Annotated in this window: 16 protein-coding genes and 3 pseudogenes; 10 read left to right on the top strand and 9 right to left on the bottom strand. The window is 57.7% G+C overall.

Annotated elements, in window-relative coordinates; translation table 11 throughout:
• Nucleotides 1-49 precede the first annotated feature (49 nt).
• Nucleotides 50-247, top strand: a complete 198-nt coding sequence (locus WLO32_RS10900) for a hypothetical protein (RefSeq protein ID WP_435945210.1) — start codon at nucleotides 50-52, stop codon at nucleotides 245-247.
• A gap of 12 nt (nucleotides 248-259) precedes the next feature.
• On the opposite strand, the gene WLO32_RS10895 is transcribed toward WLO32_RS10900, so the two are convergent.
• The gene (locus tag WLO32_RS10895) at nucleotides 260-1,120 is read right to left on the bottom strand and encodes a LysR substrate-binding domain-containing protein (protein ID WP_435945209.1); all 861 of its coding nucleotides are present in this window, start codon (nucleotides 1,118-1,120) and stop codon (nucleotides 260-262) included.
• Nucleotides 1,121-1,237: 117 nt separating this feature from the next.
• Between WLO32_RS10895 and WLO32_RS10890 the strand changes: the two genes are divergently transcribed.
• From WLO32_RS10890 to WLO32_RS10880, 3 genes and pseudogenes are all read left to right on the top strand, one after another.
• Complete coding sequence (locus WLO32_RS10890; protein WP_435945208.1) at nucleotides 1,238-2,407, top strand: pyridoxal phosphate-dependent aminotransferase; 1,170 nt, start codon at nucleotides 1,238-1,240, stop codon at nucleotides 2,405-2,407.
• A gap of 116 nt (nucleotides 2,408-2,523) precedes the next feature.
• A pseudogene (locus WLO32_RS10885) lies at nucleotides 2,524-3,265 on the top strand (ABC transporter substrate-binding protein).
• A gap of 230 nt (nucleotides 3,266-3,495) precedes the next feature.
• Nucleotides 3,496-5,151, top strand: a complete 1,656-nt coding sequence (locus WLO32_RS10880) for a glucan biosynthesis protein D (protein WP_435945207.1) — start codon at nucleotides 3,496-3,498, stop codon at nucleotides 5,149-5,151.
• A 50-nt stretch (nucleotides 5,152-5,201) separates the two neighbouring features.
• Here the strand turns inward: WLO32_RS10880 and hpxO are convergent, their stop codons facing one another.
• Together hpxO and WLO32_RS10870 are read right to left on the bottom strand one after the other, a co-directional pair.
• Nucleotides 5,202-6,359 carry an FAD-dependent urate hydroxylase HpxO gene (gene hpxO / locus WLO32_RS10875; RefSeq protein WP_435945206.1) on the bottom strand — a complete coding sequence of 386 codons (1,158 nt, stop codon included), beginning with the start codon at nucleotides 6,357-6,359 and terminating at the stop codon, nucleotides 5,202-5,204.
• Between the two features lie 141 nt (nucleotides 6,360-6,500).
• Nucleotides 6,501-6,902: a VOC family protein gene (locus WLO32_RS10870; RefSeq protein ID WP_435945205.1), complete on the bottom strand. Its 402-nt coding sequence runs from the start codon at nucleotides 6,900-6,902 to the stop codon at nucleotides 6,501-6,503.
• Nucleotides 6,903-6,967: 65 nt separating this feature from the next.
• Here WLO32_RS10870 and rimL point away from each other — a divergent pair.
• Nucleotides 6,968-7,523, top strand: a pseudogene (rimL, locus tag WLO32_RS10865) (50S ribosomal protein L7/L12-serine acetyltransferase).
• Here rimL and ydcK read toward each other — a convergent pair.
• Entirely contained in the window at nucleotides 7,524-8,453 is a 930-nt protein-coding gene (gene ydcK / locus WLO32_RS10860) for a YdcK family protein (RefSeq protein WP_435945204.1), read from the bottom strand.
• A gap of 114 nt (nucleotides 8,454-8,567) precedes the next feature.
• Between ydcK and tehA the strand changes: the two genes are divergently transcribed.
• Together tehA and tehB are read left to right on the top strand one after the other, a co-directional pair.
• Complete coding sequence (gene tehA / locus WLO32_RS10855; RefSeq protein ID WP_435945203.1) at nucleotides 8,568-9,560, top strand: dicarboxylate transporter/tellurite-resistance protein TehA; 993 nt, start codon at nucleotides 8,568-8,570, stop codon at nucleotides 9,558-9,560.
• Entirely contained in the window at nucleotides 9,557-10,150 is a 594-nt protein-coding gene (gene tehB, locus WLO32_RS10850) for a tellurite resistance methyltransferase TehB (protein ID WP_435945202.1), read from the top strand. Before tehA ends, tehB begins: the two co-directional genes overlap by 4 nt.
• A 42-nt stretch (nucleotides 10,151-10,192) precedes the next feature.
• Here the strand turns inward: tehB and pepT are convergent, their stop codons facing one another.
• Complete coding sequence (pepT, locus tag WLO32_RS10845; protein ID WP_435945201.1) at nucleotides 10,193-11,422, bottom strand: peptidase T; 1,230 nt, start codon at nucleotides 11,420-11,422, stop codon at nucleotides 10,193-10,195.
• Nucleotides 11,423-11,539: 117 nt separating this feature from the next.
• Here pepT and WLO32_RS10840 point away from each other — a divergent pair, with 117 nt between their 5' ends.
• Nucleotides 11,540-13,132 (top strand): ABC transporter substrate-binding protein, encoded by a 1,593-nt coding sequence (locus tag WLO32_RS10840; protein ID WP_435945200.1) that lies wholly within the window; start codon nucleotides 11,540-11,542, stop codon nucleotides 13,130-13,132.
• A gap of 63 nt (nucleotides 13,133-13,195) precedes the next feature.
• Here the strand turns inward: WLO32_RS10840 and WLO32_RS10835 are convergent, their stop codons facing one another.
• A complete protein-coding gene (locus WLO32_RS10835; RefSeq protein WP_435945199.1) occupies nucleotides 13,196-14,203 on the bottom strand; it encodes a LacI family DNA-binding transcriptional regulator in 1,008 nt (335 codons plus the stop codon).
• Between the two features lie 185 nt (nucleotides 14,204-14,388).
• On the opposite strand from WLO32_RS10835, the pseudogene WLO32_RS10830 reads away from it, so the two are divergent.
• Nucleotides 14,389-15,487 (top strand): annotated as a pseudogene (locus tag WLO32_RS10830) (cellulase family glycosylhydrolase).
• A gap of 72 nt (nucleotides 15,488-15,559) precedes the next feature.
• Complete coding sequence (locus WLO32_RS10825) at nucleotides 15,560-16,960, top strand: MFS transporter (protein WP_435945198.1); 1,401 nt, start codon at nucleotides 15,560-15,562, stop codon at nucleotides 16,958-16,960.
• A gap of 62 nt (nucleotides 16,961-17,022) precedes the next feature.
• On the opposite strand, the gene celB is transcribed toward WLO32_RS10825, so the two are convergent.
• The 3 genes from celB to WLO32_RS10810 all read right to left on the bottom strand — a co-directional run bounded on the left by celB (nucleotide 17,023) and on the right by WLO32_RS10810 (nucleotide 20,104).
• Nucleotides 17,023-18,387, bottom strand: a complete 1,365-nt coding sequence (gene celB, locus WLO32_RS10820) for a PTS cellobiose transporter subunit IIC (RefSeq protein ID WP_435945197.1) — start codon at nucleotides 18,385-18,387, stop codon at nucleotides 17,023-17,025.
• A gap of 92 nt (nucleotides 18,388-18,479) precedes the next feature.
• Nucleotides 18,480-19,781, bottom strand: a complete 1,302-nt coding sequence (locus WLO32_RS10815) for a 6-phospho-beta-glucosidase (protein ID WP_435945196.1) — start codon at nucleotides 19,779-19,781, stop codon at nucleotides 18,480-18,482.
• A gap of 17 nt (nucleotides 19,782-19,798) precedes the next feature.
• The gene (locus WLO32_RS10810; RefSeq protein ID WP_435945195.1) at nucleotides 19,799-20,104 is read right to left on the bottom strand and encodes a PTS sugar transporter subunit IIB; all 306 of its coding nucleotides are present in this window, start codon (nucleotides 20,102-20,104) and stop codon (nucleotides 19,799-19,801) included.
• Nucleotides 20,105-20,201 lie beyond the last annotated feature (97 nt).

Here is a 20,201-nt window from a genome sequence, read left to right as displayed (position 1 = left end):
ATGTCGCCGTCTTTAAACCACGTATCAATGCATGCTCTGGAGTTATCAGGTGTCAACGGTCTATTTTTATCTGCTTCTGGCTTCCGGCTACGGCTCAAACGTCTCATGGAACGTCACGCCGATGCCCAGCATGGAAATATGCAACCTCACGCTGGCGGAAGTGGTGAAGGGGATCAGCCCGGATCTGAATTACGGCAGCGTTCCGGGGCCATCGGGAGCGAAATGTATACAGGTGGAAGGCAGCTAAGGCTGCGCCCCATCAGCTTAGCGCCAACAAACTCTCGCAGAACGTTTCCAGCCCGGCGGTTTTTTCACTTCCCTGACGCAGCGTAAGGCGGTAGCTTGCGCCCGTTTTCACGCTGTGTTCGAAAGGGCGCACCAGCCTGCCCATGCGCAGATCTTCAGCCACCAGGGTTTCATCGGCGATGGCGATGCCGAATCCCTGAATGGCCGCGCTAATCGCCAGATCCATAGTGTCGAAGTGCTGGTTCTTAAGCATCGCGGGTTTTGCCGCCGGATAGTCGGCCAGCCACAGCGACCAGTCCGTACGGTCGCGGGTGGGGTGCAGGAAGGTTAAACGATGCAGGGCTTCGGCCGACAGCGGCCCGGCGGGCATCAGGCTCTGGCTGATGACGGGCGTCAGGATCTCTTCAAAAAGCAGCGTGCCGGCCCTCGCATGCGGGCCAAAAACAATCGCCACATCGTAGGGTTCATTTTTGAAATTCACGCCGTGGTCGACGGTGGTGGTGAGCGCGACCTGGATATCCGGAGCGCGCAGCTCAAGCTGGATGATTTTCGGCACCAGCCAGCGCATGGCGCAGGTCGGCGCCTTCAGGCGTATCACGCTCGGCTTATGGCAGGCGCGGTCGGCGACGTCCAGCAGCTTCGCAAAGGCGTTTTGCAAATCCGGCAGCAGGGCGCTTCCCTGAGGGGTAAGGTATAAACCCCGCGCATGACGTTCAAACAACGCAAAGCCCAGCCACTCTTCAAGGGTGGCAATCTTCCGGCTAACCGCCCCTTGCGTCAGGCACAATTCTTTTGCCGCCCGAGTAAGATTGAGATGCCTGGCGGTGACCAGAAACGCATCAACAGTATTGAGGGGAAAATTATGCCGCGCCATGTCGCTCTCCGCTGAGCCATGCATTTTTTGCATGGCTATTATGACAACAATTCGTTTGTCGTGGCAACCGCATCCGGATTGAATAGTTATGCAAATCGAGTCTTAACAGGAGCGGCCATGACTATTCATACCCCGGTTCAACATCGTTCAAAACTGCCGGATGTGGGAACCACCATTTTTACCGTTATCGGCCAGCTCTCGGCGCAGCATAACGCCATAAACCTCTCCCAGGGCGCGCCAAACTTTTCACCCGATCCCAAATTAATCGCCGGCGTGACCAAAGCCATGCTGGATAATCATAACCAGTACGCGGCCATGACCGGCCTCGTTTCGCTCAAAACGCTTATCGCCGGGAAGGTGGAAACGCTTTACGGCGCGCGCTACGACGTAAACGACGAGGTGCTGATCGCCGCCAGCGCCAGCGAAGGGCTCTATTCGGCCATCAGCGGGCTGGTGCATCCGGGCGATGAGGTTATCTATTTTGAGCCTTCGTTCGACAGCTACGCGCCTATCGTTCGCCTGCAGGGCGCCAGACCGGTTGCCCTGAAGCTTGCGCTCCCGGATTTCACCGTCGACTGGGACGAGGTGCGGGCGGCCATCACGCCTCGTACACGCATGATCATTATCAATACGCCCCACAACCCGAGCGGGCAGATCTTCAGCGCGCACGATCTGGAGATGCTGGCGGCGTTGACGCGCAACACGGATATCGTCATTTTGTCCGATGAGGTCTATGAACATATCGTGTTTGACGGCCAGCGCCACCACGGCATGGCGACGCATCCGCAGCTTGCCGAACGCAGCGTGATCGTCTCTTCGTTCGGCAAAACCTTCCACGTTACCGGCTGGCGCGTGGGGTACTGCCTGGCGCCGGCGGCGCTGATGGATGAAATTTGCAAGGTGCATCAGTTTTTAATGTTTTCTGCCGATACGCCGATGCAGTACGCTTTTGCCGACTACATGAGCGATCCGCAAACCTATCTGTCGCTGGCGGCTTTTTACCAGCGCAAGCGCGATCTGATGCGCTCGCTGCTGGCGGACTCGCCGTTTAAACTGCTGCCGAGCGCGGGGTCGTTCTTCCTGCTCGCCGGCTACGGGCATTTCAGCGACGAGCCCGACAGCGAGATGGTGAAGCGTTTGATTACCGAACAGGGGGTCGCGACCATTCCGCTGTCCGCGTTCTACACCGACGGCACGGACAATAAAATCATTCGTCTTTCATTTGCCAAAGACGAAGCCACGTTACGGGCGGGCGCACGGGCGCTTTGCCAGCTGAAGCCACGTTGAAAAAGGGGCAGGTCGCCATGAAAAAAATCCATGCGCCAGGTTTGGCTGTTGGGACGTTCACTACTTTCTCCGGCTCGGCCGCGGCTACACTGCGCTACGGCGCGTTAGCCGTCGGCATGTTCGCAACTTTCTCCGGGTTGGGCCGCCACCGAACTGCGCTACGGCGTTGAGGCGGAATATCCGCCGTTTGAAAGCCGTAACTCTGCCGGCGAGCTGGAAGGTTTCGATATCGAGCTGGGCAACGCCATCTGCAAGGCGGCGAGCCTTAAGTGCTCCTGGGTTGAAACCTCTTTCGACGCGCTGATTCCGGGCCTGATGGCAAAGAAATTCGACGCCATCAACTCGGCGATGAATATCACCGAGCAGCGGCGTAAAAGCATCGATTTTACCCAGCCGATTTACCGCATTCCTTCGCAGCTGGTGGGGAAAGCCGGCAGCGCCGTGGACGCAACGCCGGAAGGGCTGAAGGGCAAAACCATCGGCGTTCTGCAGGGCTCAATCCAGGAAACCTACGCAAAGGAGCACTGGGAAAAGCAGGGCGTCACCGTCGTTTCCTATAAGGATCAGAATATGGCCTGGGGCGACCTGCTCAACGGCCGAATCGATGCGTCGCTGGTGATGTCCGCCGCCGGACAGGCGGGTTTTCTGAGCAAGCCCCAGGGGAAAGGCTTTGGCTTTATCGGCAAGCCGGTGAGCGACGATACCATCCTCGGCAGCGGTATTGGCTTTGGCCTGCGTAAGGGCGACGCGCAGACGAAGCAACAGCTGGATGCGGCGATTGAGAAAGTGAAGGCCGACGGCACGGTAACGACGCTTGCGAAGAAATACTTCCCCGGCATTGATGTCAGCGTGAAGTAACCTTGCTTATCCCTCTCCCGTAGCGGGAGAGGGACATTTCCTGTCATTTTTCAGTTCATTCCGGTTCAAATAAAAAAACTGCGTTCCTGAGCCAAATCCGGGCCGACAACCATTGGATTAGCGGCAAATTTTGTCTAGAGTGTGCGGTCTTAAGGGTTGCAACAGCTTGCCGTAGTTCTGCTTGCAAAGCGGGACGAAATACATCGACATAAAAGGACGATTTCTCAGGCATGAACCGCAGACGTTTTATTAAGGCCTCTATGGCTCTCGCCGCAGCCTGCGGCACTCCGGCACTGGCCACTTTCTTTTCCCGCGCAGCTTTTGCCGCCGAATCTGATATCGCCGACGGCCGCACCACCGAGTTTGATTTTTCCGTGCTGCAGGCGATGGCCCATGACCTGTCGAAAAAGCCCTGGAGCGGTACGCCCCGTCCGCTGCCGGATACGCTGGCGACGCTTACGCCGCAGGCTTATAACGCCATTCAGTACGATGCGGAACATTCGCTGTGGAACGGCCTGAATAACCGCCAGCTGGACGTGCAGTTCTTCCACGTGGGCATGGGGTTTAAACGCCGCGTGCGCATGTTCTCCGTCGATCCGGCCACGCATCTGTCCCGTGAAATTCACTTCCGTCCGGAATTATTTAACTACAACGATGCGGGGGTTGATACCAGACAGCTCGAAGGGCAGATGGATCTCGGCTTCGCCGGGTTTAAAGCCTTTAAGGCGCCGGAGCTTGCGCGCCGCGACGTGGTTTCTTTCCTCGGCGCCAGCTACTTCCGCGCGGTAGATAACACTTACCAGTACGGTTTATCCGCGCGTGGCCTGGCGGTGAATACCTTTACCGACCAGCTTGAGGAGTTCCCGGACTTCACCGCGTTCTGGTTTGAAACGCCGAAAGCCGGCGACACGACGTTCGTGGTCTACGCGCTGCTGGACAGCAAGAGCGTGACCGGCGCGTATAAATTTATTATCAGCTGTGAAGAAAAACGCGTGGTGATGGAGGTGGATAACCACCTTTACGCGCGTGAAGACATCAAGCAGCTGGGCATCGCGCCGATGACCAGCATGTTCGCCTGCGGCAATAACGAACGCCGCATGTGCGACACCATTCATCCGCAGATTCACGACTCCGACCGCCTGGCGATGTGGCGCGGCAACGGCGAATGGATCGCCCGTCCGCTGAACAACCCGCAGAGGCTGCAGTTCAACGCCTATCTGGACGATAACCCGAAAGGCTTTGGGCTGCTGCAGCTCGACCATGAGTTCGCCAACTACCAGGACATTATGGGCTGGTATAACAAACGTCCGAGCCTGTGGGTGGAGCCGCGCAACAAGTGGGGCAAGGGCAACGTCTGCCTGATGGAGATCCCCACCACCGGCGAAACCCTGGATAACATCGTCTGCTTCTGGCAGCCGGAAAAGCCGGTGAAGGCGGGCGATGAGCTGGAGTTTAAATACCGTCTGTACTGGAGCGGGCTGCCGCCGGTCACCACCGAACTGGCACGCGTCTATGCGACGCGCACCGGCATGGGCGGCTTCCCGGAAGGCTGGGCGCCGGGCGAGCACTTCCCGGACAGGTGGTCGCGCCGTTTCGCCATCGACTTCACAGGCGGCAGTCTGAAAGACGCGGCGCCGAAAGGCATCGAGCCGGTTATCACCCTGTCGAGCGGCGAAGCTAAGCAGATCGAAATCCTCTACGTAGAGCCGTTCGACGGCTACCGCATTCTGTTCGACTGGTATCCGACCGACGATTCCACCGGGCCGGTAGACATGCGTATGTTCCTGCGCTGCCAGGGCGATGCGATCAGCGAAACCTGGCTGTATCAGTATTTCCCTCCCGCCGCGGACAAGCGTAACTACGTCGATGACCGCGTCATGAAATAAAAAAAAGCCCCGCAGGCTAAACCGCGGGGCTTTTTTATCGCGTCTGCACATTACTCCAGCGGTCCGCCCATAATAGTTTCCCGCATCCCGGACAGCACCCGCTCACCGGTTTCGCTTCGCAGTTCTTCATACCAGCTATGGGTAACGGCCATGTCTTTGCCGTGGGTGACGTCGCAGCGTTTACGCGCCTTCAGGACCAGCTCTTTTACCCGATAGGCGCGTTTTTCCTGATAGCGCAGCAGGGCGTCCTCAACGCCGAGGGAGTTGGTTTGCAGGGCGATGGCCAGCACGACGGCGTCTTCCATGGCCGCGCAGCCGCCCTGGCCGATATCCGGCGTGGTGCTGTGCCCGGAGTCGCCAAGCAGGGCGACCCGTCCGCGTACCAGCTGCATAAATGGCTCAATATCATGAATTTCTATGCGGTTCGTGGTAGCGGGATCGATAGCGGCGATAAGCTTCTGCACCGGCGCCGCCCAGCCGGCGAAGTAGCGGGACAAATCGGCTTTTACCGTGGTGCGGTCTTCCGCCAGGCCTTTTGGCAGCGGCACGTCAAAAAAGAAGTAGAAGCGATTGCCGGCGACGGGCATCAGCGACACGCGCTTGCCTTCGCCCACGAATGTCGTCCACTGGTTAGCCGGCGCGATGGCTTCGTCAATCTCTACCAGCCCGTTCCAGTTCACGTAGCCCGCGTAGCGGCGCTCGGTCTGGTGGCCAAGCACCCAGGGGCGAATAACGGAATGGGTGCCGTCGGCGGCTATCAGCACATCGCCCTCGGCGACGTGGCCGTCTGCAAAAGTAGCCCGCACGCCGCGGCCGAAATCCTCTATGTGCGTAACGCGCTTGCCGAACTGAATATCTTCGCGTCCATAGGTATCAATCAGCATGTCCTGCAGTTCGGCGCGGGCGACAGGATAGGGGCGTTCGCCCACGCTGTGGATAAGCGGGTCGAGGCTAAAGCGGGTCATGGTCTGGCCGCGGATATGCTCCTGATAGGCCATATACTCCATCGCTCCCCCAAGCTTTTGCAGCGGCTCCTTCATGCCGAGCCAGTTCAGGCACTTCACGCCGTTGGGCCACACGGAGATCGCCGCGCCCACGGGTTTAATTTCCCTGACCGCCTCATAGACTTCCGTCGCAATACCGCACCGCTTCAGAGCAATGGCCGCTGAGAGTCCGCCGATGCCGCCGCCTATAATTAACGCTTTCATCTCTGTCTCCTTATGGTTACACAGAGGTGAAGCAACATTCGTACCAGAACTTTCGGGTCAGAAATGACGTGGGTGAAACGATAGTTTCTTAGACGTGCGGCGGAGGGATGCTAAGTTTTGGGGAGCCCAAAGGGTGCAGCGCTATTTTTCTGCACCATAAAACATCCCTTCGAGCTTCATGCCGTCCGGATCGAGGAAAAAGACCGCGTAATAATCGGGGTAATACTCGCCGGCGGGATCGAAAATCTTCACCTTATTCTCCTGCAGCCATTTTTGCAGATCGTCCACGTCCTTGCGGCTGCGCAATCCCCAGGCGTAATGATGAAAGCCGGGGTCGCCTTTGCGGTAGGGATGCTGTAAACCTTCTTTATCCGCCTGGCTGATCCACAGGCGGGTGGCGCCGTTGGTCCAGCCCATCATGTCCGGATATTCATCAAGCACCTCAAAGCCCAGAAAGGCCATCAGTCCGGAGTAGAAACGACGCGAGACGGTGAAATCGCTGACGGAAATCACCAGGTGATCGACTGCGACGACGCGAGACATATGCTTTCCCCTTCTTAAAGCCTGTGCTAACTATAGACAATACGTCCACGACCCGGAGAAACACTTTGCAAGAGGCTGAAAACTGGCAGGATGACGCCATTACCGTTAACGAAAACATTAGGCTGCATTCCATTCACGAACGCTACGTCGACGAGCTGTTCGCCCTCGTGGTGCGCAATAAAGCCTGGCTGCAAAAGGCGATGGAGTGGCCGCAGTACGTAACCGGGGTTGAGGAAACCCTCAAAATGGCGCAGGGAAACTACATTTTGCACCACCGGGGCTACGCGAAAATGTTTCTGATTTACCAGCAGGAAAAAATGGTGGGCGTCATCTCTTTTAACCAGATTGAGCCCACCAACAAGACGGCCTATATCGGCTACTGGCTGGACGAGGGCGCTCAGGGGCAGGGCATCATTTCGCAGGCGGTTGAGGCCGTTATCGCCAGATATGCGGGCGAAGGCGCGGTCCGCCGTTTTGTTATCAAATGCATTGTGACAAACGAAGCGAGCAACCGGGTGGCGCAACGCTGCGGATTCACCCTCGAAGGGCCGCTTACGGCAGGCCGAGTTTCTTAACGGCGAGTTCCATGACCAGAACATCTACGCGCGCATCCTTGAATGATTAAAACACGCCGTAAAACGGCGTTCTGCTTACCCGCTGTTCGCCGTTAATATCCTTGATGCCGCGGATATGGATCATTTCCCCGTCAAGCCCGTCTATCGCCGCCCGGTCGTAGACCTGCACGTTATTTTCAATCAGCACGTTGCCGGTGACGCGCGCGCTGCCGTAAATCTGCACGTGGTTATCGAGCTGCACGGGGCCGCCGATGAGCGTGGCATCATCAAAAATGCGCACGTGATGTTTTAACACGCAGTCGCCTTCTATCACCGCGTTGCCATAAACCTGCGAGGAGTAGCGAATGGTTGGGATCTGATCTTCACCAGCACCGGCAACGATGCGGGCGTTATCGAAGATGCGGGCGCAGTCGCAAATCCAGACGTTGTTATCCTCGTTGCCTTCCAGCACGGCGTGGCCAAACACCTCGGCGCGGTGTTCAATAAAGGCGTTGCTGACGACGGCGTCGCCGTAAATTTGCGCCTGGTGCACCACGCGCGAAGCGCTGACCACCGCGTTACCATAAATCTGCAGAAGCTGGTCGCGATCCGCCGTCAGGCCGCGCACGGCGATAACCTGGCTGCCGTTCAGCACGCGGGCTTTGTCACGAACAAAGCATTCTCCGCTGATTAGCGAATTTTCCACGACGGCGTTGCCGGCTACGTGAGCCTGATGGCAGAGCGTGGAAGCGCCGCGGATCCGTGCTGCGTCTGTAACGTCGGATCCGCCAAAAACGTAGCTCTGGCTATCGTAAATCCAGCAGTCGCCCTGCTGGCTCAGGTTGGCCTCATTTTCCACCCAGCCGCCGGCCTGTCCGGCTTTGACATCGCTGAAGTCCCGAAGCGCGCGGATTTGCCAGAGCCTGACCTTTTGCTTTTCGCCGTCGAGCAGGTAGTCATGAAGCTGTGAATCCCCGGTTAACTCATACTTATTCATGCATTCCGCCCCTTTAAGCCCCTGATTAAAACGTAGCAGGTAAATAGCCGGCGTGGCGTTCCGGCGGGGAATCGCATAAAATGCATCTCAAATACATTTTAAAAAATAAACAAAATGAGCAAATCAGAGGCGTCCACCATCATCAACCTGCCGTCGGGTTATTTCGGCATGGTGCTCGGGCTTATAGGGATGGGTTTCGCCTGGCGCTACGCCGCCGTCGTCTGGGCGGTAAGCCCGCTGCCCGGCGAGGCGCTGGAAATTCTTGCGGCGGCGGTCTGGCTGTTGCTGGCGCTGGCGTTTGTGTACCGACTGGTGAGATATCCGCAAACGGTGAAGGAGGAAATTCTTCATCCGTTAATGAGCAGCTTTGTCAGCCTGTTTCCCGCGACGACCATGCTGGTGGCTATCGCGCTTGCGCCTTATCTGCGGCCGCTGGCCGTAGCGATGTTTGTCTTTGGCGTGGCGGCTCAGCTCAGCTACGCCGCCTGGCAAAGCGCGGGCTTATGGCGCGGAAACCATCCGCAGACGGCCACCACGCCGGGTTTATATTTGCCGACGGTTGCCAATAACTTTATCAGCGCGATGGCCAGCGGCGCGCTCGGCTATCACGACCTCGGCATTTTGTTTTTAGGGGCGGGCGTCTTTTCCTGGCTGAGCCTGGAGCCGGCGATTTTGCACCGCCTGCGCAGCGCCGGAGAATTGCCCGCGCCGGTTCGCACCTCGCTTGGCATCCAGCTTGCCCCCGCGCTGGTGGCCTGCAGCGCTTACCTGAGCGTCAACGGCGGCCAGACGGATTTCTTCGCCAAAATGCTCTTTGGCTACGGGCTGCTCCAGCTGCTGTTCACCCTGCGGCTGCTGCCCTGGTATATGGCACAGCCGTTCAACGCCTCGTTCTGGAGCTTCTCGTTCGGTATCTCAGCGCTGGCGACCACCGCGCTGCATCTCAGCCACGGCAGCAAGGGCGGTATTTTTACCGTTATCGCGGTGCCGCTGTTTATCTTTACTAATGTGATTATCGGCCTGCTGCTGGTGCGCACGGTTATCCTGCTGATGCAGGGCAAGCTGATCGTGCGTACCGCCAGGCCCGTGAAAAAGGAACTGCTATGACCTTAAAGTCTGAAAACTACTACAGCGAAAAATATGGTTTAACCCCGACCCATTCTGAGGTGCTCAACGCCGCGACCATCGTCGCGCCGGGTAAAGCGCTGGATCTGGGCTGCGGCAACGGCCGCAACAGCCTGTATCTCAACCAGAAGGGGTTCGACGTCACCGCCTGGGATAAAAACCCGATGAGCATTAGCAATCTGCAGCGGATTATCGAAGCGGAAAGGTTAAAAGGTATCACTACCGATATCGTTAACCTGAATGAACTGAAGTTTGACGGCGAGTACGATTTTATTCTCTCAACCGTCGTGATGATGTTCCTTGAGCGCGACACCATTCCGGGCCTGATCGGCAATATGCAGCGCTGCACCAAACCGGGCGGCTATAACTTAATTGTGGCGGCGATGGATACCGAAGATTACCCGTGCAACGTCGGTTTCCCCTTTGCTTTCCGGGCGGGCGAGCTGAGCGGCTATTACCAGGGCTGGGAGCTGATTAAATACAATGAAGACGTCGGCCAGCTGCACAAAACCGACGCCGAAGGTCAGCGTATCAAGCTGCGTTTTGCGACCCTGCTGGCTCGTAAGGCGTAAGGCGTAAGGCGTCAAGCAGAGCAGCCCGCAAGGGCTGCCTGATTATTTAGCCGCCAGCAAACACAGCTTCAGCGCCACGTGATAAGAAGCCTCGAAGGACTTCAGCGGCAAAAACTCAAAGCGTGAATGGAAGTTATGCGCGCCGGTAAAGAAGTTCGGCGTCAGCAATCCTTTTGCCGACAGCGCCGCGCCGTCGGTGCCGCCGCGCATCGGGATAACCTTCGGCTCGATGTTTAATTCGTCGAGGGCGGCGAAAATCAAATCAATCGCCCGGCGGTCGTCGGTGATGGCGTTGCTGATGTTGCTGTAGGTGTCGCTGATGTGGTAATCCACGCGGGCGGTAGGGTACTGCGCGGCAATTTTGCGCGCCACTTCGCCAATCTGTTTTTTACGCCGCTCGAAGTTCGCAAGGTCGAAATCGCGGATATTGGCCTTCAGCAGCGCTTCGCTCTGGGTGGCCTGCATGCCGTTAAACCAGATATAGCCTTCTCTTCCTTCGGTGTGCTCCGGGGTCTGCTGACGATCGAAATGGCTGATGTAGTCCATCGCCATCAGCAGCGGGTTAACCAGCACGCCTTTGGCGGACATAGGATGGCTGGTTACGCCGGTAAAGCGCAGCTCGGCGTGGGCGGCGTTGAAGTTCTCATACACCACTTCCCCCAGCTCGCAGCAGTCGATGGTCCAGGCGAAATCGACGTCGAAACGCGCCAGGTCTAAGGCTTTCGCGCCGCACAGGCCGATCTCTTCATCCGGCACGAATGCCACCACGATATCGCCGTGTTTATCCTCCGCAGCGAGGTTTTCCAGCAGCGTCATCACCACCGTCACCGCCGCTTTATTATCGGCGCCCAGCACGCTGGTGCCGTCGCTGAAAATAATGTCTTCGCCGTGATAGGCGTTGATTTCCGGATGCTCGGCGGTGCGCAGCCAGATGTCTTCGCGCGCGTTCAGGCACAGATCCTCGCCGTTAAAACGTAAGATTTGCGGATGAATATCAGGCGACAGGCCGACGTCAACGGTGTCGATATGGGTGATAAAACCTATCCGCGGCGCGCCCGGCACGTTGCCTTTTTTCACCGCCGTAACCGTGGCGTGCTCGTCGATAAGCACCTTCTCCAGCCCCAGCTCGCGCAGCTCCGCCGCCAGTATTTTCGCCATCTCATGCTGGCCTTGCGTGCTTGGCAGCGTGCCGGCGCGAGGGTCGCTCTGGCTGGTGACGGCCAGGTAGCGGAAGAAACGTTCGGTCAGCTGCTTAGAGAGCGGTGAGGACATAATGTTTCCTTATTGTTCAATGTTGTCTGTTGGCATTGTTAATTTAATGTTATTTATTAGGACGCTGAGTACAAGCTTTATTCGTTCAGGGGCAGGATAACCAACAGGAAGATAGCGATGAAAATAAAAATCACCACGCTTGCGCTGGCCGTGGCCGCGCTTGCAGCAAGCGCGGGCGCTGCGGCAAACACGCTGGTCTATTGTTCAGAAGGTTCGCCGGAGAACTTCAACCCGCAGTTGTACACCTCGGGAACCAGCGTCGACGCCAGCGCGGTGCCGGTTTATAACCGCCTGGTGGATTTTAAGGTCGGCACCACCGAACTGCAGCCGAGCCTTGCGCAAAGCTGGGAGGTCAGCGAAGACGGGAAGGTTTACACTTTCCATCTGCGTAAAGGGGTGAAGTTTCAGAGCAATAAGTATTTCAAACCGACGCGCGATTTTAATGCCGATGACGTGATTTTCTCGTTTATGCGCCAGAAAGATCCGAAGCATCCTTACCACAACGTTTCCAACGGCAACTATTCCAACTTCGAAAGCCTCGAATTCGGCAAGCTGATCACCGCCATTGATAAGGTGGACGACAATACGGTGCGCTTTACGCTTGCCCATCCGGAGGCGCCGTTTATCGCCGATTTAGGCTGGTATTTCGCCTCCATCCTCTCGGCGCAATACGCCGATGCGATGCTCAAGGCCGGCACGCCAGAGCGCGTGGATATGGATCCCATCGGCACCGGGCCGTTTGAACTCAGGCAGTACCAGAAAGATTCGCGCATCCTGTATACCGCCTTCCCGGACTACTGGCAGGGCAAGGCGAAGCTCGATCGCCTGGTCTTCTCCATCACGCCGGACACCTCGGTGCGCTACGCGAAGCTTGAGAAAAACGAATGCCAGGTGATGCCGTTCCCGAACCCGGCGGATCTGCCGCGCATGAAGGAAAATAAAGACATCAACCTGATGCAAAAGGCGGGGCTTAATACCGGCTTTTTGGCGTTTAACACCCAAAAGCCTCCGCTGGATAACGTGAAGGTGCGCCAGGCGCTGGCGCTGGCTATCAATAAACCGGCGATTATCGAAGCCGTCTTCCACGGCACGGGTACGGCGGCGAAAAACCTGCTGCCGCCGGGGGTGTGGAGCGCCGATGACCAGCTGAAAGATTACGCTTACGATCCGGAAAAAGCCAAAACGCTGCTCAGGGAGGCGGGCTTTGCCAACGGCATGACCATCGACCTGTGGGCGATGCCGGTTCAGCGTCCCTATAACCCGAACGCCAAACGTATGGCGGAGATGATTCAGGCGGACTGGGCAAAAGTGGGCGTGAAGGCGAAAGTCGTGACCTATGAGTGGGGCGAATACCTCCAGCGCGTGAAAAGCGGTGAGCACCAGGCCGCCCTGATGGGCTGGACGACGGCCACCGGCGATCCGGACAACTTCTTCGGCCCGCTGTTTACCTGTACGGCCGCAAACGGCGGCTCCAACTCGTCGAAGTGGTGCTACCAGCCGTTTGACAAGCTGATTCTGCAGGCCCGCGCCGAGGGGGATCATGACAAGCGCGCGGCGCTGTATAAGCAGGCGCAGCAGGTGATGCACGACCAGATGCCGGCGGTAATGATTGCCCATTCGACGATTTTCGAACCGGTGCGCAAAGAGGTGACCGGCTATGAAATCGATCCGTTCGGGAAGCATATTTTTTATCAGGTGGACGTGAAGTAACTTTTCCCGACGGCAAAAAGCCCTGTGGCATAGCGCGACAGGGCTTTTTTTATGCTGCGGGCCTTAGCGCTGCGTGGAGCCGCGAATCTTTAATTTTCCCGCCATCGTCACGTGCGTCGCGTTGTCTTCTCCCTGGCAGAGATACTCAACGGCCATGCGCCCGAGTTCGGTATAGGGCAGCTGCACGCTGGTGAGCTTTGGCGTTAGCTGATCGGCGATGCGCTGGTCGTCATAACCGGCTACCAGCACCTGCTGCGGCACCTGCACCCTGAGCTGGGCCAGCGCCTGATAGCAGCCCAGCGTCATCCAGTCGCTGGCGCAGAAAATGGCGTCCGGCGGCGTCGGCAGCTGCATCACCTGGCGGGTGGCGCGCAGCGTTTCATCGATTTGCCAGTTGGTTTTGATAACCAACTGCGGATCGAAGGGAAGGCCGGCTTGTTCAAGCGCCGCCCTGTAGCCGGCAAGGCGCTGGTGCGAGGCGTCCATCCAGTCGTCGCCGGTGATATGGGCGATGCGCGTGGCTCCGCGATCGATAAGATGCCGGGTTACCTGCAGCGCGTTCGCGTAGTCATCGGGCAGAAAAGTGGGCTGCAGAGGGTACGCGCGGTCATAAACGTTGAGCAATACCGTAGGCAGCGAAGTGCAGTTGTCAAAGACCGAAAAGTCGATGGCGCTGGTAATGGGCGAGGCGAGAATAATTCCGGCGCAGCGGCGCTGTTCCAGCTGTTTGATGATGCGCAGCGCCAGCTCGTTATCATCGCCATAGTCGTAAATGGTCAGCAGGGCGTCGTGGCGCCAGGCCGCATCCCGGGCCTGGCTTAGCGCGTCGACAAAGGGATCGTAGCTCGGCATGGCGTTTATCAGCACCGCGATCTCTTCCTGACCTTCTGGCTTATGGGGCGCGGGAATTTTTTTATAGCCCAGCGCGTGGGCCGCCGCGATAACGCGCTGGCGCGTCTCTTCGCTGAGCTTAATGCTCTGCGCGTTATTTAAAATTAGCGATACCGTCGCCTGGGAAACGCCCGCCTCGCGAGCGACGTCGGTCATTGTAATTTTGCTTTTCTTTTCCATTGCCTTAGCCGTCTGCTGCCTTTCCGCGGGCACTATACCACAGCGTGCCGTCAGTCACGTTGCGCCGGGGCGGGAATCGCCGGAGTGTGATCCCGCCTGCATTTGCCGCATCGCGAGCTTGCGCCGGATAACCTTGCTAATAAATATTAGCTAATAATATTAGTGGTGAGTTAAACGGAGGAACTATGGGACAGCAGTGGACTAAACAGCAGGCAAACGAGTGGCAGCAGCAGCAGGGCTGGCTGTGCGGCTTTAACTATCTGCCGCGCACGGCGGTGAACTGGACGGATCTTTGGCAGGCGGAAACCTTTGACGCCGCCACCATCGATGAGGAGCTGGGATGGGCGCGGAATGTGGGCTACACCACGCTGCGCACCAATCTGCCTTTTATCGTCTGGCAGCACGACCGGCAGGGGCTGATGGATCGCATTGACGCTTTTTTGAGTATTGCGAAAAAGCACAATATTCGCGTGATGCTCACGCTGATGGACGACTGCGGTTTTTCCGGCGACGAGCCGTACCTTGGTGAGCAGAAAGCGCCGGTGCCGGGCAAACATAACAGCCAGGCGGCCGCAAGCCCGGGGCGGGATAAAGTCTGCGACCGCAGCGTGTGGCCGGAAGTGGAGCGCTATGTACGCGACGTCGTGCGAACTTTTGCTAACGATGAGCGCGTGCTGGTCTGGGATCTGTATAACGAACCCGGCAACCGCGGCACCTTCGCAACCGGCGTTGAAGAGGTGCTTTATGATGAGAAGCTGGAGTCGTTCGCGCTGGAGTTAATGACCAAATCCTTCGCGTGGGCCCGCGATGAAAATCCTTCCCAGCCGTTGACCGTCGGCGCCTGGCATTTAAACCTTATCGATAACGATCAGCCGGAAGATACGTTCTTCCAGCACCCTATCGACCAGGCCGCGCTGCGGCTATCCGATGTGGTCAGCTATCACGCCTATGTCCCGACGGCGAAAATGGTGCGGGCGATAAGGGTGATGGAACAGCTGGGGCCGCCCGATTATGTGTACCGAGTGGCTGGCAAGGCACGTCGGCGGCAATTTCGAAGAACAGCTGCCCCTGATGCACGCGTGCAACGTTGTGCCTTATCAGTGGGGGCTGGTGCGCGGCAAAACGCAAACCTACCTGCCATGGCCGATTTATTTGAAAAGGCGCGAAGATTACGCCCACCTCTGGTTCCATGACGTATTTGACGAACACGGCATTCCATTCCGCCGCGCGGAGATGGAGCTGGTGTCGCGTCTGAGCAGGACAGGGCTGCATCCCCGCGGCTAAATAACGATCGCATGCTTCATCATAATAATGTTCACCCCGGTATCCGCTACCGGGGAATAAGAGGCTACTACGATGACAATGGCAATGAAAATTCCCGGACGGGAATTATGGTCTTATTTTGGTTATGGTTTAGGACAGTGTTTTAGCTTTGGGCTGGTAGGTTCTTTTATTAACTATTTTTATACCGACGTGCTGGGGATCTCCGCGCTGGCGGCGAGCACCATCTTTCTGATTGCCCGCGCGTGGGACGCGATTCACGATCCGTTCTTCGCAAGCATTATGGATACCCTGAACTCGCGCTTCGGTAAATTCCGCCATTTTATGCTGCTGGCGCCTTTGCTGATTACGGTCATGACCCTGGCGTCGTTTTATAATATCGACGCGCCGACGAGCACCAAAATTATTTATGCCGGGGTGACCTATATATTATGGGGCACGCTGTATGCGATATCCGATATTCCGTTCTGGTCGATGTCGTCGGTCATGAGCAGCGAGCCGCGCGAAAGGACGAAGGCGGTAACCGCGGCGGTGCTCGGCGTCAACGCGGGCATCGCCTGCGCAAATATCTTCTTCCCGCGGCTGACGACCTTCTTCGCGCCTTACTCCAGCGACCACGGCTATTTTATGGCGGTGCTGGTGATGATGGTTATCGGCATGCTGTTAATGATTAACGGCTTCTTTAACGTTAAAGAACGCGTACCGCCCAGCCATGAAAAAGTCACCATCCGCGATACCTTCCGCAATCTGCGGCATAACAAACCGTTATTTTTCGTGCTGGCCGCCTTTTTCTTCTGCGTGCTGCACAATATCGCCAACGGAATTTATATCTATTTCTTTATCTACAATATGGGCGACGGCGGCCTGCAGGCGGCGATCGGGATCATCGGCATTATTGCCGCGCTTGCCTGCCTGCTAGCGCCGATACTGACGCGGCGTTATAAAAAACGCACTTTATTTATCGCCCTTTGCGCGCTGGATATTCTGGTCAGGGTGGTGCTGTGGTTCGCCGGCTATCACAGCCTGACCGTGCTGTTTATCCTGTTGGGGCTAAGCTCGCTCTTTGTGATGATGAGCAACCTGTTTACCTCCGCGATGATCGTCGACACTATCGAATATGCGGAATATCACTCCAATAAGCGCTGCGCCGCCATTACCTTCTCCGGCCAGACTTTTACCGGGAAAATGTCCGTGGCGGTGGGCGGGGGATTGATCGGCGTCTACCTCACGGCGATAGGCTACGTGCCGCAGGCGGCCACCCAGACCGAAAGCGTGCTCAACGGGCTGTTTTTCGGCATCAGCCTGCTGCCGGCTATAGGTTCGCTGATCCGCATCGGCTTTATGTGGTTCTTTGATTTTACCGAGGATAAGCACGCGGAGATTAGCCGTCTGCTTGCGCTGCGGCGTGCTGGCGGGGCGGAACCCGCGCCGCAAGACAAGGAGAGCGACATCGCCGAGCCGGTTTACCAGCGCTGATCCCTACTGCAAAAAGCAAAAAGCCCTGCCGCGTAAAAAGACAGGGCTTTTTCATGGGCGATTTAAATCGGGCTGCGTTCCGTTACGGCCTGCGCTTCAGCTTCCGGCGCCGTCCGGCTCGCCTGCTCCTCGCGGTATTTCAGGTTATCCCAGATGCGGAAGAACGGGTAATACATCACCAGCGAAATGCCCAGGTTGACGATTTGCAGCACCGAGCCGGAGATATGGCCGCCGGTGGCAAGATAGCCGCTGACCACAATCGGCGTGGTAAACGGCAGCGCGATACCCGCAGGCTTCGCCACGAGGCCCGTGGTCATAGCGACGTAAGAGACAATCACCAGCACCACCGGCGTGAGGATAAAAGGCACAACCAGATACGGGTTCATCACGATCGGAATGCCGAACACCATCGGCTCGCTGATGTTAAACAGGCCGCCGGGCGCGGCGATCTTACCGAGCTGTTTCATCTGCGCGCTGCGGCTGCGGATCAGCATAAAGATAACCAGCCCCAGCAGGGCGCCGGTGCCGCCTGGCGCAATCCACAGGTCATAAAACTGCTGCGTAATGATATGCGGAATGGGCAGGCCGTTCTGAAACGCCTCGAGGTTTTCCGACATATTGCTCAGCCAGACCGGGCGAATAAAGACCAGCACTATGGTGTCGCCGTGCAGGCCCAGCATCCACAGAATACCAATCAGCAGCACCGAAATAATCATTCCCGGCAGCGAGCCGCCGACGTGGCTCATCGGGATGCCCACCAGCTCGGTTATCAGCGTATTGATATCGCCAAACGGCGTGGCTTCTACCAGCAGGCGCAGCGCCAGCACCACCGCCAGCACGCAAAAGCCGGGGATCAGCGCGAGGAAGGATTTCGCCACCGCCGGCGGCACCCCTTCCGGCATGCGGATAACCAGGTTGCGGTTATTGATAAAGCGATAAATTTCAGTGGAAAGCAGGGCGATGAGAATAGCGACGAACAACCCCTGGCTGCCGATCTGGCCCATCGGCAGCACGCCTTTGACAAACTGCGCCGCGCCGCCCTCCGCAGGGGTAAACATAATATGCTGCGGGATGGTCATAATAAACGCCACCAGCGAGACGGCGCCGGCGGTGAGCGGGTCGATAGTGCGGTATTTTTCCGCCAGCCGATAGGCGATGCCGAAGGCCGAAATTATCGCCATGATGTCATAGGTGGCCTTAACCGGATACAGCACCTTCTCCTGCCAGGCGGGGCCGAACAGGCTGCTCATCATCTGCGCGTAGCCCGGCACCGGCAGGTAGGCGAAGATAAGGAAAAACGAGCCGATCAGCATAAACGGCATATTAAGAATGATGCCGTCACGCACGGACAGGACATGCTTCTGCCCGGCTATTTTAAGCGCGGCGGGCAGCACGTATTTTTCAATGATGGATTTGTTGACTGACACAGACACCCCCTGCCCGGGGCAGAGCCTGCCGACCGGGTATTATCGTTTTTTGTTATTTCCGCCCGTAGACGGGCAGCGCGCCAGGAGCGTGGTTAGCCGCTAAACTGCGGCAGCCACGCTTTATTGATGCTGAGCACCTCTTCGACCAGCGCCGACGCCAGGTTCACATCCGCCACCAGCGGATTGGCCACCAGCGCCAGCAGGGCTTTGCCCTTATCGCCGTGCACGGCCGCTTCAATGGTCAGGCGTTCGAAATCTTTCACCTGCTGCGTCAGGCCGTTCATCAGCGGCGGCAGCTTACCAAAGGCCAGCGGATGCGCGCCCAGCGCGTCAATCAGGCAGTTCGTTTCGATAACCGCGTCGTCCGGCAGGCCCTGAATAGCACCATTGTTGGCGGTATTCACCACCATTTCAACGCCGAGGTTGTTATGCAGCGCGTTAATGAGCTCAACCGCCACCTCCGAATAGAACGAGCCGCCGCGCTGGCTGAGTTCCTGCGGTTTTTTATCCAGCGCCGGGTCGGCGTAAAGTTTGAATAAGGCCTCTTCCACCTGCATAACCTGCTCTGCGCGGGTTCCCTTACTGTCGGCGTCAGCCAGTTCGTCTTCCAGCATGGTGCGGGTTTGCCAGAAATAGCGGTGATAAGGGCAGGGAATGGCGCGCAGCGCACGCAGCAGATCCGCAGGCCAGGGTATGGCCTTAATATTGTTCATCGAAAGCTGCTCGCCGTCGCAGAGCATTTCCAGAACCTCATCGGTAGCGTCGCGTCCATCGGCCAGCACTTTGTGCACCCAGACCATATGGTTAAGGCCCGCGAAGCGCAGCGAAACGGATGAGTGCGGAAGCTTCAGCATATCGGCGATGGTGTGGTGCATGGTGACCGGCACGTTACACAGGCCGATGATTTTCGCCCGGCTGTAGCGGGACACCGCTTCCGTGACGATCCCGGCCGGATTGGTAAAGTTAATGATCCAGGCCTCGGGCGCCAGGCGCTCCACGCGTCGTGCAATATCCAGCATTACCGGAATGGTGCGCAGGGCTTTAGCAAAGCCGCCGACGCCGGTGGTTTCCTGACCCAGCAGCCGGTGGCTCAGGCCCAGGCGTTCATCTGCGGCGCGAGCGGGAAGCTGGCCGACGCGCAGCTGCGTCAGCACGAAGCTGGAGCCGGCAATCGCCTCGTCCGCGTCAAAATGCACGGAGACTTTCACCGCCTCCAGCCCGTTGCGGTCCAGCATGCGCCGCGCGAGGCGGGCGATAACCTCGACTTTCTGGCGTCCCGCCTCCACGTCCACCAGCGCCAGCTCCGTTAAGGGCAGCGTTGCGTGGCGTTCGATCAGGCCTTCTATCAGTTCCGGGGTATAGCTGCTTCCCCCGCCGACGACGGTAATTTTCATTATGCTCTCCGTTTGCCTCAGGCCATCAGGGCGATGGCTTTATCCAGCACGCGATCGCCGCGCATGGTGCCGTAATCCATCATGTCGATAACCGCTACCGGCTTGCCAAGCGGCGCGGACAGATCGCGCAGGCGCTGGAGCTCAAACTGCACCTGCGGCCCCAGCAATACCACGTCGGCGTGGCGCAGCTGGCTTTCAATTTCGGCGACCGGGTAAGCGTCAATTTCCACCGCCAGCGAACGCTTCGCCGCTTCCGCCCGCATCTTCTGCACCAGCATGCTGGTGGACATCCCGGCGGCGCAGCACAACATGATTTTTTTCATTAACAGCTCCTTTTCTCTTTGAAAACATATTTCATACATTAGCCTTGTTGCGCAGCATGTATGAAAATTATTTTCATGAGTGTGATCGCCGTTGGAT

It is taken from the genome of Dryocola mayonis, from assembly GCF_051307045.1.
In the GTDB taxonomy this organism is placed as follows: domain Bacteria; phylum Pseudomonadota; class Gammaproteobacteria; order Enterobacterales; family Enterobacteriaceae; genus Dryocola.
The sequence above is the reverse complement of the archived record's forward strand: the minus strand, read 5'-3'. Positions and strand labels throughout refer to the sequence as shown.

What these genes read in the sequence shown, in the direction of transcription:
- WLO32_RS10895 (WP_435945209.1), bottom strand. Translation starts at nt 1,120, where the DNA reads ATGGCGCGGCATAATTTTCCCCTCAATACTGTTGATGCGTTTCTGGTC.
- WLO32_RS10890 (WP_435945208.1), top strand. Translation starts at nt 1,238, where the DNA reads ATGACTATTCATACCCCGGTTCAACATCGTTCAAAACTGCCGGATGTG.
- WLO32_RS10880 (WP_435945207.1), top strand. Translation starts at nt 3,496, where the DNA reads ATGAACCGCAGACGTTTTATTAAGGCCTCTATGGCTCTCGCCGCAGCC.
- hpxO (WP_435945206.1), bottom strand. Translation starts at nt 6,359, where the DNA reads ATGAAAGCGTTAATTATAGGCGGCGGCATCGGCGGACTCTCAGCGGCC.
- WLO32_RS10870 (WP_435945205.1), bottom strand. Translation starts at nt 6,902, where the DNA reads ATGTCTCGCGTCGTCGCAGTCGATCACCTGGTGATTTCCGTCAGCGAT.
- ydcK (WP_435945204.1), bottom strand. Translation starts at nt 8,453, where the DNA reads ATGAATAAGTATGAGTTAACCGGGGATTCACAGCTTCATGACTACCTG.
- tehA (WP_435945203.1), top strand. Translation starts at nt 8,568, where the DNA reads ATGAGCAAATCAGAGGCGTCCACCATCATCAACCTGCCGTCGGGTTAT.
- tehB (WP_435945202.1), top strand. Translation starts at nt 9,557, where the DNA reads ATGACCTTAAAGTCTGAAAACTACTACAGCGAAAAATATGGTTTAACC.
- pepT (WP_435945201.1), bottom strand. Translation starts at nt 11,422, where the DNA reads ATGTCCTCACCGCTCTCTAAGCAGCTGACCGAACGTTTCTTCCGCTAC.
- WLO32_RS10840 (WP_435945200.1), top strand. Translation starts at nt 11,540, where the DNA reads ATGAAAATAAAAATCACCACGCTTGCGCTGGCCGTGGCCGCGCTTGCA.
- WLO32_RS10835 (WP_435945199.1), bottom strand. Translation starts at nt 14,203, where the DNA reads ATGGAAAAGAAAAGCAAAATTACAATGACCGACGTCGCTCGCGAGGCG.
- WLO32_RS10825 (WP_435945198.1), top strand. Translation starts at nt 15,560, where the DNA reads ATGACAATGGCAATGAAAATTCCCGGACGGGAATTATGGTCTTATTTT.
- WLO32_RS10815 (WP_435945196.1), bottom strand. Translation starts at nt 19,781, where the DNA reads ATGAAAATTACCGTCGTCGGCGGGGGAAGCAGCTATACCCCGGAACTG.
- WLO32_RS10810 (WP_435945195.1), bottom strand. Translation starts at nt 20,104, where the DNA reads ATGAAAAAAATCATGTTGTGCTGCGCCGCCGGGATGTCCACCAGCATG.